Here is a 16,141-nt window from a genome sequence, read left to right on the forward strand (position 1 = left end):
GATCACCATTCCTTCCGCTGGTAGATGCGCACGCTGATCAGGTAGGAGGCCACGTAGATCGCAATCGTCACCGCCACCGCCGCTACCGCGAACAACGCCATATGCGGGAACGCGAATCCGAACGCGTGCAGCATACCGGAGGTGATTCCGCCCGATATTTCGTTCCACGACATGATTCCGACCACGAACACGAGGTACAGCACCAAGAGACTCACCTGCAATCCATTGGCGCTGTTCCACAGGTAGCTGAGCGGTACGTATACGGCCACGACGAGCAGCACGATGAGCAGCCCCCACCCGGCCGTCGGCATATTGGCCATGACCGACCAGTCGGATATCACATACGACTGCAGGAGATTGAGCAGCACGATCATCACGGAGGCGAGCACGGCCAGCGCCACACCCATGACGTAACGCGCCAGCACCTGTGTGCGCCGCAAGACCGGCATCAGCGCGCGCAGACGGTAGCCGCTCTGCACATCGACGACCGCCATCGAGACGATCAGCGCCGTGCATGAGAACACTTCCATCGAAACGGCGAGCGTATATCCGAAGTCCTCGATGAAGGCCCTGTCCTGAAACACCACGAGGAACGCGAACGGCATCAGGAACATGATCGGATATTGCATAACGCCATCGCCGAACAGATAGTTGAGATCGACCCGCAACGCGGATGCCAGCGCGCGGCATGTGGCGCGCACGCCGCCGCCTCTGCCGGCACCGATATCGGTGCGCACTTTTGCAGATGCTCCGGTACGCATCTCAGTGCGAGCCTCGGCAGACGCACGTCGAACCATCCCGTACATCAGAGCACCTCCCCACTCGTGTGACGCGTATTGGTCAGTCGGATGATGTCGTCGATGGAGGCGCGTTCCGTGACGAGCCCCGGCACCGCGCGCATGGCGGCGGCAAGGTTTTCGCTGCGGACCAGCGCATCGAAGCCGGTCTCATAGGTGTGCGAGCCGAGCACCATGCCGACGGGCAGCTGCGCGAGTTCGTCCGGGCCGCCCTTGATCAGCGTGAACGACTCCTCGAATTCGTCTTTGGGACCGGTGAAATACAGGCGGCCGCCGGTGATGTAGGTGATGAAGTCGGCGGCACGCTCGAGGTCTGCGGTGATGTGTGTGGAGAAGAGCACCGAATGCTCACCGTCCTCGATATAGGCGTGGAGCAGGTCCATGAGCTCATCGCGGGCCAGCACATCCAGGCCGCTGGTCGGCTCGTCCAGGATGAGCAGTCTGGCGTCGTGGCTCAACGCGATGGCGAGCATGAGCTTCATCTGCATGCCGCGTGAGAGGTCCTTGACGAGCTTGCCGCCGTTGTCTTTGCCCGCGAGTCCGAATTCGGCGAGACGGCGCTGGTACAGGTCATGGTTCCATGCCGGGTACAGCGGCGCCACGACCCGTTCGATGTTTTTGACCTTCCACTGCTCGTGGAGATAGCTGGAGTCGAACACCACGCCCAGCTGTTCCTTGACGGCCTCCTCGTATGCGAGGTTGTCAAGGCCCAGCACATGAATGTCGCCGGCGTCGCGGTGGATCATGTTGAGGATGAGCTTGATGAGTGTGGATTTGCCGGCGCCGTTCGGGCCGATGAGACCCATGATGTACCCGGCGGGCAGGTCGAAGGTCACGTCGTCCAGCGTGAAGCCGGAATCATAGTGCTTGGTCACGCCGGTGACGGACAGTGCCGTCGGCGCGGATTGTGGTGTGATGGCGGTCATCACCATGCTCCTTTCACCAGTTTCGCCGCATTCGCTTGTGCATGCGTATGCGTCAGTTTGCGCGGTACTCCTCCGCGAGCATCTCCCCCAGCCGCTCCAGCGGTATGTCCGCGGCCTTGGCGGCGCGGCTGGCCTCGGCAAGACTCATACGGGCCTGGGCCTCGAGCTGCTGTTTCATGAGCTCGTTGCCCTTGTCCATCACGAACGTGCCTTTGCCTTGGATGTTCTGCACCACGCCCTCATCGGCCAGTTCGTTGTACGCCCTGGTGACGGTGAGTACGGAGATGCGCAGTTCCTTGGCGAGTTTGCGCAGCGAGGGCAACGCCTCGCCGGCCTTGAGGCCGCCGTCCAGCACGGCGGCGCGGATCTGGGTTTTGATCTGCTCGTAGATCGGTTCACCGGACACGGATGAGATGATCAGTTTCATCTATGCCCCTTTCGATTGTGTTGATTGGGTTCCAGCCTCCCCACCCGTCGGTTGTTCAGCTGTTATGCATAACAGTATAACTGTTTTGCAGCACTGTCAAGGTGTGTTGCATAACAGTTGAACAGTAGTGCGGCGGTAGGTGATTTGGAGGGCGTGGCGGAGCGATGGGCTGCTCCCCCAGTCAGCTTCGCTGACAGCTCCCCTCAGGGAGGGGAGCCAAAGCGGACACCATTAGGCCCTCCCCTTTTGGTGTAGGTTCGCTCTGAAACTCGTTGGGAGAGTAGGTGGGAGAGTAGGTGGGAGAGTAGGTGGGAGAGTAGGGCTGCGGAGGGCCTAAAAGAATGTAAAAAGATTCTAAAAAGGATATAAAAGGGCGCAGAGCACCTTCCAGGAGACAACCTTCCAGGAGCATCGAATCGGGACGGAAACGGGAACGGAGAGTGCCCTGGCGGATCGGTCTCATCAGCTTCGATGGGACGGGACTGGACGGAGGCGGGGACGCCCCTCCACATGCTTCGCCGCCGGTGGAGCAGCAAGCATAGCATTGGGATGTTCCGCAGTCTGGTTGAACCACTTTGACTATCCCCTGAAGTGGCCCCGGGCCTTGACGATTTAAAAGCAATGAGTATCATTTCATGTATGTAGTCTGCTCTAAGAGGAGCTGACTCGCTGCTGAATATTTCGAAGAGAGGCTTCCCGTCTTGTCCGGAACATTCACCGTCTATTTGAACGAGAGGTCATCATGAAGAAGCGTGGTTTTATCAGCGGTATCGCCTCACTAGCGCTAGTATGCGCTACGTCGGCAGCGATCCCCACCGTGGCACAGGCATCAACTATTTCCGCAGGAGTTCACTCATCCGGTATTCAGATCATGAAACGATGCGATTTCTACGTTAACGGTCAATGCTATGACCACTGGGTTCCTTCGAGCGATTCATGCCGTAACATCTTCCAGACCAAGGCACCCGAATGGCAAAAGAGAGCATGCCTGGCATGGTCCGGCTACGGCAGCCGCGGATAGGGGGAACATCATGTCATGGGGAACGATAATCACCATAATCCTGATAGTGGCGTTCTGTGTCACCCTGTCGATATTCTTCAGCGTCGAGCATCGTTTGGATAAAAAATCCCAGGACGAGGCAAACCCTGAACTCCGTCAGGCATACCAGGATATCCGCAGACAGATAGACCGGGGTCACGGAGCAGCGGGAGGATTCTTCTTCTAACCAATTGTGGTTCACCCCAAGCAACATCGCGTGAACCACGATTTTCCCCTCACTGACAGCCGCTCGTTCAATCCCCATCCCCGACCGACCCGAGGCACCCCGGCGAACCCCAGATCACACCACCGACTCGGCCTGCATGAGGTAGACGTTCGAACGCATGAGCCGCGCATCCTCGCGGGTGATCTCCTTGTTCTCGAGCATCTCACGGATGGTGCCCAGCTCCATGCGCAATGCGCTTGCGCGCACGGCTTCGATGCTTGCGCTGTCCGCCGCATGTAGCGGCGAAATCGAGTTGTCGAGAATCTGGTTCAGCGCCCTGCGGTATTCGATGAGCAGCTCGGCGACCAGCTCGGCGTCGTAGACATGGTCGAGGATGAGGTCCTGCAGACGCTCCATGATGTCGTTGTACAAAGGCACCTGCACCTCGCGGATCGCGCGGGTGCGCTCGGCCTCCAGCCCCGGCGTGCGACGCGCGATGCCCTCCCAGAAGCGGCGGATGACCGGCATGAAACGGCGACGCAGCTTGGCCACGTTGAACATGAGGCCACGCCCGCGCCCTTCACCGGGTTCCAGCCGTTCCAGCACACCGTCGACGTGTTCGAGCAGGTATTTCGCTCCCTGAAGCTGGGTGATGGTCTGCGCGTCGGGGTTGACGACGTTCTCACGGGTCGCAATGGCCTTCGTGAGCCAGTCGCGCTCCCACCTGAGCGTGCGGATGCGCAGCTCGTTCGCCTCGCGGGGCGACGCGGAAGGCATGTTCGCCTCCACACGCTCGATGCGGTCGTTGTAGCTTTTGAGTACACGGGTGACGGCCGCATGGGTCTCCGGGGTGTCGTTGTCCACGATCTTGGCGATGGTACGCCGCAGCATCACGATGTCTCGCTTGGCCCACTCCTCCTTCGAGGTGTCGGCGGGCTTGGGCGAGAGCAGCGGCAGCATGACGTTCGAGATGATGATGGACAGCACGATATAGCCGGAAACGATGAACAGGATGATGTTGCGCACCGGCACCGAGGCGCCGTTGTCCACCGAATACGGCAGCGAGAAGGCCATCGCCAGCGAAATCGCGCCCTTGGGACCGCCGAAGGTCATGACCACGGCCGAATGCCAGCGCTCAAGGGTCATTTTGCGACGTTTGCCGGTCGTCAGATCCTTCGCCCAACGCAGCGTGGCCACGCACCAGACGAACCGCAACACCAAAGTCAGCACGGTGAGCAGCAACACCAGACCGATCATCGCCCAGAGATTCACACGCGGGTCGTCCCAGATCGCGCGCATGGCGATGGGCAGCTCGATGCCAAGCAGCACGAACACCATACCGTTCAGCGTGAAGTCCACGAAATGCCATACGGAGTTCGAAACCAGATTGACGCGGGCAACATCGCCGCCCACACCGGTGCGGGGGAAGGTGATGACCACGCCGCAGGCCACCACGGCCAGCAAGCCGGAGATGCCGACATGCTCGGAAAGCAGGTACACGCCGAACGGCAGGAAGCATTCCATGAGCATGCGGGTAGTGACGTCCTCAAGATTGTGGCTGCGCATGAACAGCACCACACGGTCGAACAGCCAGCCGACCACGGCGCCGATCAGCGTGCCCAGCACGAAGCTCATCAACACCTGCCAGCCAAAGCCCACCGGCGAGAACGAACCCGTGGCGAGCGCCACCAGCATGGTCTGGAAACCGACCAGGCTGACCGGATCATTGAGCAGGCTCTCGCTTTGCAACACGGATTGCTGGCGGGGCGTGAGCTCCACGACGCCGCCCAGCTGGGCCACCGACACCGCATCGGTGGGGCTGATGATGGCGCCCATGGCCACGGCGGCCATCATCGGGATGGCCGGCCAAATCTCATGAAGAGCCACGCCGCTCAGGGCCATCGTGACCATCACCAGTCCGACCGCCAGCGACAACGACAGATTGAGATCCTTGCTCAACGCCTTGCGGTCGATGTTGCGCGCCTCCAGATAGAACAGCGGCACGATGAACAGCAGCATGAACATGTCCGGTTCAAACTGGATGTTACGCAGTCCGGGGGTGAAGTACCAGGCGACGCCGAAGGCAATCTGGATGAGCGGTGTGGAGATCTTCGGCAGGAACCGGCTCAGGAACGAGGAAATGAGGATCGCAAACAGAATTTCCGTGACGAGTATCGCATTCTCCATCGCCCGGCCGCCTCTCTCCCCCAGACATACCTTCATTCCAAGGTATCGGCGCGGCGCAGGCCGACGTGCGTTTCTTACGAAAGTCATACGGCGGGGAAGACACCCCACGGCGTTTCCCTAACAACTTGCTTATGGCCCCTCGTCGGGTGGATCATCCATCTCACCTCTTCCATTCCACCCCTTTGATGAACAACAGGCGAACATCGGCGCGGCGCGGGCCGGATGCATAATGTCGCAACATCGGACGTGTCTATAATGCCCGTGAAGGGAGCAGCCATGCCAGACAACGCCGTTACATTGCGCATCACCGAACCCACCGATTACCCGTACTTCGAACTGTGGTGGAACAACCAGACCATCGCCGACGCCTGCCGCAACACGCTCGAGACGCTGACCGACGAACAGATCGATGCCCTGTTCCATGACGCCAACGACACCGACGACGACCGACAATTTGGCCGTACGGTGCTTGACGCCAACGGACAGCCGATTGGCCACATCGCCGCCTGGGGATGCACCGATCCGGAGCGCGAGGCGACGATGACGTTGCTCATCGGCCCGTACTATCAGGGGCGCGGCTACGGCAATCAGGCGATGAAGCTGGGCATCCGGCTCGCCGCCTCCCAGCTCGGCGCCAAGACGATCATCGTGAAGGTGTGGTCGTTCAACCTGCGGGCCCGTCATATGGCCGAATCTCTGGGATTCAAGGAGGCCGAACGCCGCCCCGAGGCGGTCGAGCGCGAGGGCCACCTGTACGACGAGGTGACCTATCGGGCACCGGTGGAGTTGCTGCTGCAGCGCATCTCCGCCGAGGAGGTGGAGCGCCGCGAAGGTGAGGAGCTGGAACGCCAGCGCTTCGCGTCGAACCGCTCCGCCGATCTGCAGTCCGTGTTCTAGTGGTCTGCGCAGCCCTGCGCTCTACCAAGTGCGCGGGGCTGCGTGGAAATCGTGGAGGGTGCCGTCGGCGATGCGGCCGATTTCGGGCCAGTCCGCCGCTGACGAGTCGTCGTACATTGCCCAGACCGTCATGCCGGCCGACTTGGCGGAGCGGATGCCGGTGAGCAGATCCTCGAACACGATGCAGTCGGCAGGTTCGGCACCGAGTCGTGCGGCGGCCAGCAGGTAGATGTCCGGATGGTCTTTGCCGACTCCGCCGGCGTCGTCCACGGACACGATGGTGTCGAAGAAATCGTCCATGCCCAAGTGCCGGAGCGCGGCCTCGCGCAGCCTTGGCAGCAGTGTGGTGGCGACGCCGAGCCGTACGCCGTCTGCCGCAAGCCCCCGGAGGTATTCCACCGCCCCCGGCTTGGCCTGGACCTTGGTCGCATAGGCCTCATACGCCATCTCATCCCATTCGGCCATCAACGCCTCGGGAGTGTCCGTCAGACCGAAGCGAGCGATGGTGTATTCGGCGATCTGACGAAACTGCATGGACGCGACAGTGGCGGTGTAGTCCTCGGGCACCGCGATGCCCCGTCTGCCAAGGCAGTCGATGTCGATCTGGTTCCAGACGCCCATCGAGTTGAGCAGCGTGCCGTCCAGATCGAAGATGGCGGCTTTCCGTGGTCGTGCCGCTTCCGCTGATGGTGCGGATTGCGTCGGCTGTTCCATCGATGCTCCTCTCGGTCCGTGTTCGAGATGTTCCTTGTCTATGAGATTCGCCGGCGGCTCCTGTTGACAAGGAATCCAAGGAAACCAGCGACAATCACGCCGATTCGGGTCAGTGCCGGTTGCCCAGCTTGGAATCGGCCAGCAGCTCGCGCGCGTGATCGAGCGAGGCTTCGGATTCGCTGCCGGAGAGCATACGGGCGATTTCATGCACGCGCGCCTCCTGTGTGACCTCGGCCACGGTGGTGATGACGCCGACCTCGTCATAGTCCGCGTCCGGCGGCTCCTTGGTGACGACGAACTGACTGTCCGCCCAGGAGGCGACCTGAGCCAAATGGGTCACGACGATGACCTGCGAAGTGCGGGCCAGCCGTGCGAGGCGTCGTCCGAGCTCGGCTGCGGCCTTGCCGCCCACGCCGGCATCCACCTCGTCGAAGATGAACGTCATATCGGACAGCGACGCGTTCGAGCCTGTACGCGACCCGTTGCCCGATTCGTTCTTCGCTCCATCTTCACCGCGTGATTCCCCGCCGTGCATGTCCGCGGCGGACAGCTCGAGGGCAAGCATGAGTCGGCTCAGTTCGCCGCCGGAGGCGCTTTTGCCCATCGGCAGCTGCGGCGACCCCTCGTAGGGGGTGAACAGGAAGGCGATGTCGTCCCCGCCGTTCTGGTCGAGCGGGCAACGATCCGTCGCCTCCGCACGCGGTGTAACGCGGATTTCCAGCGATGCGCCGGACATGGCGAGTGACTCCAATTCGGCGGTGACGCGCGCGGCAAGCCGCGTGGCCGCCTGTGACCGCGCCCGGCTCAGCACGCCGGCCGCCTCCACGGCCGCCTGATACAGCCGTTCGCGCTCCGATTCCAGTTCGGCGAGCTTCTCCGGCGAGGCGTCCAAGTCCTCGATTTCGAATGCGGCCTTATCCCGCCATGCGATGACGTCCGCGAGCGACGGCCCCCAGCGACGGGTCAGCTCGCCCAGCTCATGGATGCGTGCGTTCAGGGCGTCAAGGTCAGCATCGCCGAAGTCCTCGTCCAGATGGCCGGACAGGGCGAACACCACGTCCTGCAGTTCCGCGTTCAACGATTCGAGCCGGTCCGCGAGCCCACCGAAATCGCCGGAGGCACGGATGCCGCGCAACGCCTGCGCCGCCTGCAGCAACAAATCGGATGCCCCGGCGGACTCGCCGGAGGAATCGTAGTCCATCTGCGAGGAGTCGAGCGCGGCAAGCGCCCGGGACACCCCTTCGGCGATGTCCGCGGCGTTCTCGATGCGATCGCGTTTCGCCTTGAGCTCGTCATCCTCCCCCGGATGCGGGTCCACCTGATTGATGTGCTCGACCGATTCGCGTAGGTAGTCGGCGCGTTGACGCGCGGAGGACTCCTGCGAGCGCAGCCGAGTCAACCGCTCGTCCATGGCGGACAACGCCCGCCATGCCTCGCGGTAGGCCCCCAATTCGACGTCGTCGCCCGCGGCCCGGTCAAGGAACTCACGCTGACGCGAAGGCGACGCGATCCTCAGCTGTTCGGCCTGACCATGGATGGTGACCAGTTCGCCCGACACCAGGGCGAGCACTGATTTCGGTACGCCCTTGCCGCCGAGCATGGCCCGGGATCTGCCGGCGGCACGTACGGTACGTGACAGGAACAGCTCGCCGTCCTCCGCTTCGACACCGGCATCCCGCGCAGCCGAGGCCGCCTCCGCATCGTCGTGCACGGCGAAAATACCCTGTGCCCATGCCTCGTCCGCGCCGGACGACACGCGCCCGGCATCGGCCGGACCGCCGGAGATGAGATTCAGCGCGGAAAGCAGCATGGACTTGCCGGCGCCGGTCTCGCCGGTGATGGCGGTCATGCCGGCCGCCGGCGTGATGGTGGCCTGCCGTATGGGGCCGAGATTGCGGATGTCGAGCTCTTCCAGCATCAGGCGGCCGCCTTGCCGCCGTCGGCGGGCGCGGAGCCGTTCACATCGGCTTGCCCGCCATCATCAGACGCGACGTCGTGCCCGGCGCCGTCACTCACCCCCGCCGGAAACACATGACCGTGGTTCGACAGCCTGACCGGTCGTCCGGATTCGGCGCGCGCATGTTCGCGCCATCCGACCACGGGCAGGTCGAACTTGGAGACCAGACGGCTCGTGAACGGCACTCCGGAAAGCCGCGCGAGCCGCAGTGTGTCGCGCGACTCGCGCACGACCATGCGCGTGCCCTTCGGCAGCGCGCGCTGACGGCGACCGTCGCAGCAAATCCATCCGTCGGACATGGAATCGTCGAGGATGTCGATGGTGAAGGTCGAACCGGAGCCGATGACAAGCGGACGGGCGAACAGCGCGTGCGCGGCGAGCGGCACCAGCTGCAGCGCCTTGACGTTCGGCCACATGATCGGACCTCCTGCGGAGAAGGCGTAGGCGGTGGACCCGGTGGGCGTGGAGACAATCACGCCGTCCGCGCCGAAGGAGCTCATCTCCACGTCATCCACGCGGATGGACAGTTCCACCATCTTGCCGCGGTCGGCGCGTTCCAGAGTGATGTCGTTGAGCGCCCAGTCCTGAATCGGCTCGGATGCGCCGGGAAGCCAGACATCGACGTGTGCGATCATGCGCTCGTCGATGGAGTAGTCGTGTTCGGCGATGCGGCGGATGGCCTCGTCGATCTGGAAGCTCTCGAACTCGGCGAGGAAGCCCACATGCCCCATGTTCACGCCGAGAATCGGCACCTGGGTGCAATGCACAAGTTCGGCGGCCCTCAGAATAGTGCCGTCGCCGCCAAGCACCACCACGATTTCCGTATCATCGGGCACGCATGCCGGCTGCACGCCGAAATCGGGGGCCTCGGTGTTGTCGATGATGGTGACCTCGAAACCAGCCACACGCAACTGGCTCACCGCCTCGGCCACCACCGTGCCGGACTGCCTGAGCCTGGTGTGCGTCACCACCACCGCATTCCGCCTGGGCATGAGACCCTCCCCTCGGTTCGACTCGCGTTCCTAGACCATCCTAACCGGCCTTGCCGCCATCGTACATATGTTCGCATCGATATGCGACGGGCGTGTCTCGGTATTCGGCGACCCACGCGAGAAAACCGCAGCCATCCGCCAATTCCGACGGGTCGATTATTCTGGTTCGCCGGCCTACAATGGCAGACGTGCGGCACCGCTCACCCGGCGCCCGTCCGGCCATGCCAAACACCGAGTCCAAGCAGTTTGAGGAAGCAGGAATTCATGCCCGATCAGTTCGACGAGTCCCCCCTCAACGAACAATCCTCCGCAGGACCGTCATGGTGGTACGCGGGCGATTCCACCGCCCGAAAGGAGGAACGCGCCTCCCGTCGCATCCGCCGCATCTCGCTGACCGACCGGTTGCTCAGCCACCCCGGTCGTCTTTCGATACTGTATTTCCTGACGCTGATCGCACTGGTCACACTGCTCCTGCTCCTGCCCTTCGCCACCCGCGGGTGGGTGTTCACCAATTTCCCCGTGGCATTCTTCACGGCCGTCTCGGCCCTGTCCACCTGCGGCATTCCCGTGGTGAACACGGCCGAATACTGGTCCGCGTTCGGTCAGGTGGTCATCCTGCTCTCCATCCAGTTCGGTGGCCTCGGCGTCATGACCTTCGCCTCGATGGTGGCGCTCGGCGTCTCGCGACGGCTCAAGGTCTCCCAGCGCATGCTCACCGCCAGCGAGCTGGGCACCAACAAGCTGTCGGAGATCAAAAGCGTGCTCAGCGTGGTGCTTGGCACCTCAATCATCGCCGAGGCGCTCACCTTCGTGCTGCTGCTGCCCGATCTGTTTCATCTCAATCACGGCAATGTCGGCCGCACGCTGTGGGAGGCGCTGTTCTATGCCGTTTCCGCCTACAACAACACCGGCTTCACCCCCGACGCCACCGGCCTGCACATCAACCGGTGGGGCGTGGGCCTGCCCATCCTGCTCAGCGCCTTCGTCGGCACGCTCGGCTTCCCGGTGGTGCTCAATCTGGTGCAGTGCGCGCGACGGCGGATGAGCCCGAAGCGTTGGACGCTGCACACCAAGCTCACCCTGACGACCACCGGCATCCTGGTGCTCGCCTCGCTGGCGTGGTTCCTGTTGGTCGAATGGAGCAACAGCGCCCTGTTCCCGGCCGATGATCCGGGCATGAAGCTGCGCAGGGCCCTGTCCGCCGCCGTGATGCCGCGGTCCGCGGGATTCGACATCTCCTGGGTGCCCGAGGTGACCGACGAGACCAAGGTGCTCATGAGCGCCCTCATGTTCATCGGCGCCGGCTCCTCCTCCACGGCGGGCGGCATCCGCGTGACTACGTTCGCGGTGATCGTCCTCATCTGCTGCGCGTCGTTCACCGGCCACCGCGACGTGGTGGTGTTCCGCCGCCGTCTCCCCCGCCGCATCCAGATGACCGCCGTTTCGGTGATGACCGCATGCTTCGCCCTGGTGCTGGTGGGGTCCGTGGCGCTAATGTTCGTGACCGGGTGCGACTTCGTGGACGCCGTGTTCGAGACTTGTTCCGCCTTCTCGCTGGGCGGCTATTCGGTGGGCGTGGCCAACGCCGGCAATCCCGCATGCCTGTTCATCCTCGCCGCCGCGATGATCGTCGGCCGGCTCGGCCCCCTCACCATCGCCTATGCCATCAGCCGGCCCATGGCGCCGGAACCCATACGCTATCCGCAGGAGAACATCATCGTCGGCTGAACGGACGGGGACATCGCCCGCGGAATATGGAGATACTACAACAACGCATCGCAACACAGCAGACAAGGAAGGCAGCAATCATGGCAGCGAAACCAAGCGGCAACAAAAGCGTTCTGGTCATCGGCCTCGGACGGTTCGGCGGCGCCGTGGCATCCACTCTCGACCAGATGGGTCAGGACGTGCTCGCCGTCGACAAGAACCCGGAGATCGTGGCCCGTTGGTCCGCACATCTGCCCACCATCCAAGCGGACATGACCGACGTGATGGCCATCGAGCAGATCGACGCCGCGCAGTTCGACACGGCCGTGGTGGCCATCGGCGACAGCATCGAGGCGTCGGTGATCATCACCGGCAACCTGCTTGACGCCGGCATCTCCGACCTGTGGGCCAAGTCGGTCTCCCAGGAGCACGCGCGCATCCTGCAGCGCATCGGCGCGCGGCACATCATCAATGCCGAAACGGACGCCGGCAAGCGCGTGGGGCATCTGGTGGCCGGCAACTACCTCGACTACATCGAGATCGACGGCCCGTACACCGTGGTCAAGATTCATACGCCAATGTACGCGGTGGGTCGTTCCATCGAGGATGTGCAGGTCCACGACAAGTACGGCGTGACCGTGGTGGGCCTCAAGGCCCCCGGCAAGGAGTTCCAGTACGGGTCCAGGGAGCTGGTCATGCACCGCAACGACGAGCTCATCATCATGGGCAAGCAGGATCAGATCGACCGCTTCATCCAAGGCTAGCGCACCGCCTGAGCCGACAGATTCCCCATCACCCATGACTGTCGGATTTCGACGGTTCAGTGTCGTAACTCGACGTATGACTGTCGGTTCTCAACGGTTGGCTGTCGGATTTCGTACAACATGCGTACGAAATCCGACAGCCAACCGTTGAGAACCGACACTAAAAGGTTGAAGTCCGACAGCCATGCGTCGAGGTCCGACAGTCATGTAGCGAAATCCGACAGCCAAATGTGTGAACCGGCGTCATTACCCAAGTCCAGCACCGAACCGTCACAGTACGACAGCCAAACAACACGAACCGTCAAGCCCGATAGTCATAAATAGCGGGAAAGAGTAGTAGACCCTGAGTGTTGGCCGCCAGGTTCGTCATGTGTTGCCGTGGCGCCAGCGGATTTGCATACGATAGCATTCAAATCCGCAATGTGAACGCTACCGCGCATTACATGAATTGATGCGTTAGTATTGCTAACGTATGCAAGCATCAACGAGGGAGTCGATGTGAACGATCCACCGGACATGGTCTCATATGTACACCCCGGATTCCACGAAACGATAACCGTCGAGGCGCACACCCGATTCGCCGCCGGAGTGCGATGTCACACGCTCCGGGTATCCGGCATGCTGGACGCCGGGGCGATCTCCAGCGAATATCTGAATCTTGACAATGGCATCGTGCATGGTTCGCGCAATTGCCATATACGGCACATCACCGGTCAGGGCGTCATCGAGATCAATGGCGATCTCATATGCGATTCCATCGACATGACCGGTTCGCTCCGCTGCCGGGACAACATCCGGTGCAGCGGAAGCATCGTCATCAACGGGCTTCTGGTCGGCAAGCGCCATGTCGAGGCCGAATCCATCACGCTCACCGGCACGCTGGTCAGCGGCGACGTGAACGGGCGGACGCTGACCATCCGCACGTTGCACAGCGCCATGTTCGACAGATTCGGCATGGATGGATACGGCGAGCGATCCCGGACGGGCACGGTGACGGTGGCCGACCTCGACGCCGGCAGATTGGACTGCAAGCTGCTCAACGCGGATACGGCCGTGCTGCGCGAGGGCTCATTCGTGGAGCACGCGGTATGCACGACCGAGCTCAGCCTGGACACCAGTTCCGCCGTCGTGCTGCTTAACGGCGGATGCCATCGGGCGCGGCACCTCAAATCCGCCTGATACGTCCGCATCGGTGTCCGTTGCTGCAATCAGCCACACGGCTGCAGGCGGTCACCCGACAGTGAGCAGGCTCCCATAGCGGAACACACGAAAGGCGGCAACGCCACAGAGCCTGCGCAATCACAGCCGTATGGTCTGCAAAGTCGTAAGAGCTGACATAAGCCATGCGGCGAGGGCATTCCTTCCGTCGAAGGACGACGACCATGGGCCGCCACCGTGAAGCATGCATGGTTCCAGTACGCCACGTCATGTTTCACAGCATGTTTCACGACTTATTCCGTACGCACGCCGGGCATGCGCGCATACAGCAGGTATTCGACGTTGCCGTGGGTGCCGGCTATCGGGCTATCGGCGGTGGCCACCACGTCGAGACCGCAACGTCGTGCGCAGTCGGTCACATCATCCAACGCCCGTTGCCGCAGGGACACATCCTCCACAATGCCGTTCTTGCCGAGTCCCTCGCGCCCGACTTCGAACTGCGGCTTGACCAGCAGCACCACGTCCGCCCCCGGTGCGGCGATGCGCTCAATCACAGGAATGACGTAGGTCAGGGAGATGAAGGAGACGTCCGAAACGATCATCCGCGGACGGAACGGCAGATCGTCCGGCTCCACCTCGCGGATGTTCACACCGCTCATCTCGATGACCCGGGCGTCCCCGGCGATGCGCGGGTCAAGCTGGCCATGCCCCACGTCCAACGCGATGACCTTGGCCGCCCCCTCACGCAGCAGCACGTCGGTGAACCCACCCGTGGACGCACCGATATCAAGGCATTCCAAGCCTTGCGGACCGGCGAGACCGGCATCGGCGAACGCCTCGAACGCGCCTTTGAGCTTGTAGGCGCCGCGCGAGACGTAGTCGTCGCCCTTGTCCACGGCGAGTTCGCTGTGCCCCGCCTTGACCATGAAGGAGGGTTTGGTGACGGTCTCTCCATCCACGCGCACATGACCGGCCTTGATGAGCCGCTGGGCCTTGGCCCGGGATTCGACCAGCCCGGAGGCGACCAGCATCATGTCCAGTCGGTCCAATGGCATGGATGGGTCCAACGATTGTTCGGTCATGAATGTCTCTTGGTGGGGTTGTCGAGTCGGATGGTCATGCGCGGGTGTCATCGAGCCGCTGCTGAAGCGACGCGAGCACGGATCGATATGATTCGAGCTGGTCGTCGGGCGCCTTGGATGCGATGTCGGACAGTTCGGGATAGCGCTCGGTGAGGGACGGGCCGCCACCGTCCATGCGCTTACCCACGTCTCCGGTGCGGCCCTCTCCGTTCTGCGTCATGTCGTCCCCTCCTCCGTTTCCCTTTGGTTCCTCGTCTGTATTCAGCTGATACCCGACTCGCCCGGTCAGTCCTTGAGATCGAAGACCGGAACGGTGGTCTCGTCCAGATGAGCGCCCTTGTCCGCGGCCTCCCATGCTGCGCAGATGGCGGCACGCAGGCCGTTCACGTTGGTGGGGTCGCTGACCTGCACCCGTCCGTTCTCATACCATGCGTCGGCCTTGTGGCACGTCCAGGTGCCATCCTCGGTGCGAACCGGCGCGGGCTGGGTCTCGCCCAAGGCCCGCAGGTCCGTAGCCACAAAGGTGGGGCGCAGGTGCGTCGGCGCAAGCATGAGCTCGGTCGGATTGGTCACACCGGTCAGCACAGCCAACGAGTCGTATCCGCCACGGTTGCCCGCCTCGATGTCGGTGTCGAGACGGTCGCCGATGGCGATGGACGACTCCTTGGGCACCAGATCATGGCCTTCGGCGGCATTGAGCTCGCGCGCCTCGTCGTACATGTACGACTCGGGCTTGCCGGCGGAGGCCACCGGTTCGACGCCGGTGGCGGTGATCACGGCGCGGATCATCGAGCCGCAGCCGGGGGCGATGCCCAGCTCACGTGGAATGGTCAGATCGCGGTTGGTCACGAAATAGGAGGCGCCACGCTCGACGGCGTAGGCGGCCTCGGCCATCATCTGCCAGGTCATCTCCGGGTACCAGCCCTGAATGACGGCATCGGGATGGTCTTCCGGCCCATCGACGATGGTCAGGCCATTGCGACGGACCTCCTCGCGCAGATGCTCGGCACCCAGCACCTGCACCTTGGCGCCGGCGGGCACGGCTTTGGCCACCATGCGGGCCGCCACCACCGAGGAGGTGATCACCTGCCACGGTTCGACGTCCAGTCCGAAACCCTTGAGCTGGTCGGCCACGACGTGCTGGAAACGCGAGGAGTTATTCGTGGTGTATTCGATGGTCATGCCGGCCTGCTCGGCGGCGCGGATCGAGTCGGCGGCGTACTCCACCGGGTTCTTGCCCCGGTAGACCACACCGTCAAGGTCGAGCAACGCCAGCTCGTAGGCCTCGGCGAGCGGCCGATCGGTTCCTTTGAGGAATCGGGTCATGC

General features: G+C 62.8%; 14 protein-coding genes. 4 read left to right on the forward strand and 10 right to left on the reverse strand.

What is annotated here, in order from left to right; genetic code table 11:
* Positions 1-2: 2 nt before the first annotated feature.
* The 4 genes from BMYO_RS06420 to BMYO_RS06440 form a co-directional block, all read right to left on the reverse strand.
* Positions 3-761 carry an ABC-2 transporter permease gene (locus BMYO_RS06420; RefSeq protein WP_158216960.1) on the reverse strand — a complete coding sequence of 253 codons (759 nt, stop codon included), beginning with the start codon at positions 759-761 and terminating at the stop codon, positions 3-5.
* A 44-nt stretch (positions 762-805) separates the two neighbouring features.
* A complete protein-coding gene (locus BMYO_RS06425) occupies positions 806-1,723 on the reverse strand; it encodes an ABC transporter ATP-binding protein (protein WP_094667668.1) in 918 nt (305 codons plus the stop codon).
* A gap of 52 nt (positions 1,724-1,775) precedes the next feature.
* The gene (locus BMYO_RS06430; protein ID WP_094667669.1) at positions 1,776-2,150 is read right to left on the reverse strand and encodes a GntR family transcriptional regulator; all 375 of its coding nucleotides are present in this window, start codon (positions 2,148-2,150) and stop codon (positions 1,776-1,778) included.
* A gap of 1,340 nt (positions 2,151-3,490) precedes the next feature.
* Entirely contained in the window at positions 3,491-5,542 is a 2,052-nt protein-coding gene (locus tag BMYO_RS06440; RefSeq protein WP_158216961.1) for a cation:proton antiporter, read from the reverse strand.
* A 276-nt stretch (positions 5,543-5,818) separates the two neighbouring features.
* Here BMYO_RS06440 and BMYO_RS06445 point away from each other — a divergent pair, with 276 nt between their 5' ends.
* Complete coding sequence (locus tag BMYO_RS06445; RefSeq protein ID WP_223852029.1) at positions 5,819-6,439, forward strand: GNAT family N-acetyltransferase; 621 nt, start codon at positions 5,819-5,821, stop codon at positions 6,437-6,439.
* A gap of 21 nt (positions 6,440-6,460) precedes the next feature.
* Here BMYO_RS06445 and BMYO_RS06450 read toward each other — a convergent pair whose 3' ends face one another.
* The 3 genes from BMYO_RS06450 to BMYO_RS06460 all read right to left on the reverse strand — a co-directional run bounded on the left by BMYO_RS06450 (position 6,461) and on the right by BMYO_RS06460 (position 10,102).
* Positions 6,461-7,153: an HAD family hydrolase gene (locus tag BMYO_RS06450; RefSeq protein WP_094667673.1), complete on the reverse strand. Its 693-nt coding sequence runs from the start codon at positions 7,151-7,153 to the stop codon at positions 6,461-6,463.
* Between the two features lie 109 nt (positions 7,154-7,262).
* On the reverse strand, positions 7,263-9,071 hold the full coding sequence (locus tag BMYO_RS06455) for a DNA repair protein RecN (RefSeq protein ID WP_094667674.1): 1,809 nt from the start codon (positions 9,069-9,071) through the stop codon (positions 7,263-7,265).
* Entirely contained in the window at positions 9,071-10,102 is a 1,032-nt protein-coding gene (locus BMYO_RS06460) for an NAD kinase (RefSeq protein WP_094667675.1), read from the reverse strand. Before BMYO_RS06460 ends, BMYO_RS06455 begins: the two co-directional genes overlap by 1 nt.
* Positions 10,103-10,366: 264 nt before the next feature.
* On the opposite strand from BMYO_RS06460, the gene BMYO_RS06465 reads away from it, so the two are divergent.
* From BMYO_RS06465 to BMYO_RS06475, 3 genes are all read left to right on the forward strand, one after another.
* The gene (locus BMYO_RS06465; protein ID WP_094667676.1) at positions 10,367-11,830 is read left to right on the forward strand and encodes a TrkH family potassium uptake protein; all 1,464 of its coding nucleotides are present in this window, start codon (positions 10,367-10,369) and stop codon (positions 11,828-11,830) included.
* An 80-nt stretch (positions 11,831-11,910) separates the two neighbouring features.
* Positions 11,911-12,573, forward strand: a complete 663-nt coding sequence (locus BMYO_RS06470) for a potassium channel family protein (protein ID WP_094667677.1) — start codon at positions 11,911-11,913, stop codon at positions 12,571-12,573.
* A 498-nt stretch (positions 12,574-13,071) separates the two neighbouring features.
* On the forward strand, positions 13,072-13,752 hold the full coding sequence (locus tag BMYO_RS06475) for a hypothetical protein (protein ID WP_094667678.1): 681 nt from the start codon (positions 13,072-13,074) through the stop codon (positions 13,750-13,752).
* Between the two features lie 272 nt (positions 13,753-14,024).
* Here BMYO_RS06475 and BMYO_RS06480 read toward each other — a convergent pair whose 3' ends face one another.
* The 3 genes from BMYO_RS06480 to BMYO_RS06490 form a co-directional block, all read right to left on the reverse strand.
* Positions 14,025-14,813 (reverse strand): TlyA family RNA methyltransferase, encoded by a 789-nt coding sequence (locus tag BMYO_RS06480; protein ID WP_094667679.1) that lies wholly within the window; start codon positions 14,811-14,813, stop codon positions 14,025-14,027.
* Between the two features lie 34 nt (positions 14,814-14,847).
* Positions 14,848-15,033: a hypothetical protein gene (locus BMYO_RS06485; RefSeq protein WP_094667680.1), complete on the reverse strand. Its 186-nt coding sequence runs from the start codon at positions 15,031-15,033 to the stop codon at positions 14,848-14,850.
* Positions 15,034-15,098: 65 nt separating this feature from the next.
* Positions 15,099-16,139: an HAD-IIA family hydrolase gene (locus tag BMYO_RS06490; protein WP_094667681.1), complete on the reverse strand. Its 1,041-nt coding sequence runs from the start codon at positions 16,137-16,139 to the stop codon at positions 15,099-15,101.
* Between the last annotated feature and the right edge of the window lie 2 nt (positions 16,140-16,141).

Source organism: Bifidobacterium myosotis (assembly GCF_002259745.1).
Lineage (GTDB): Bacteria > Actinomycetota > Actinomycetes > Actinomycetales > Bifidobacteriaceae > Bifidobacterium > Bifidobacterium myosotis.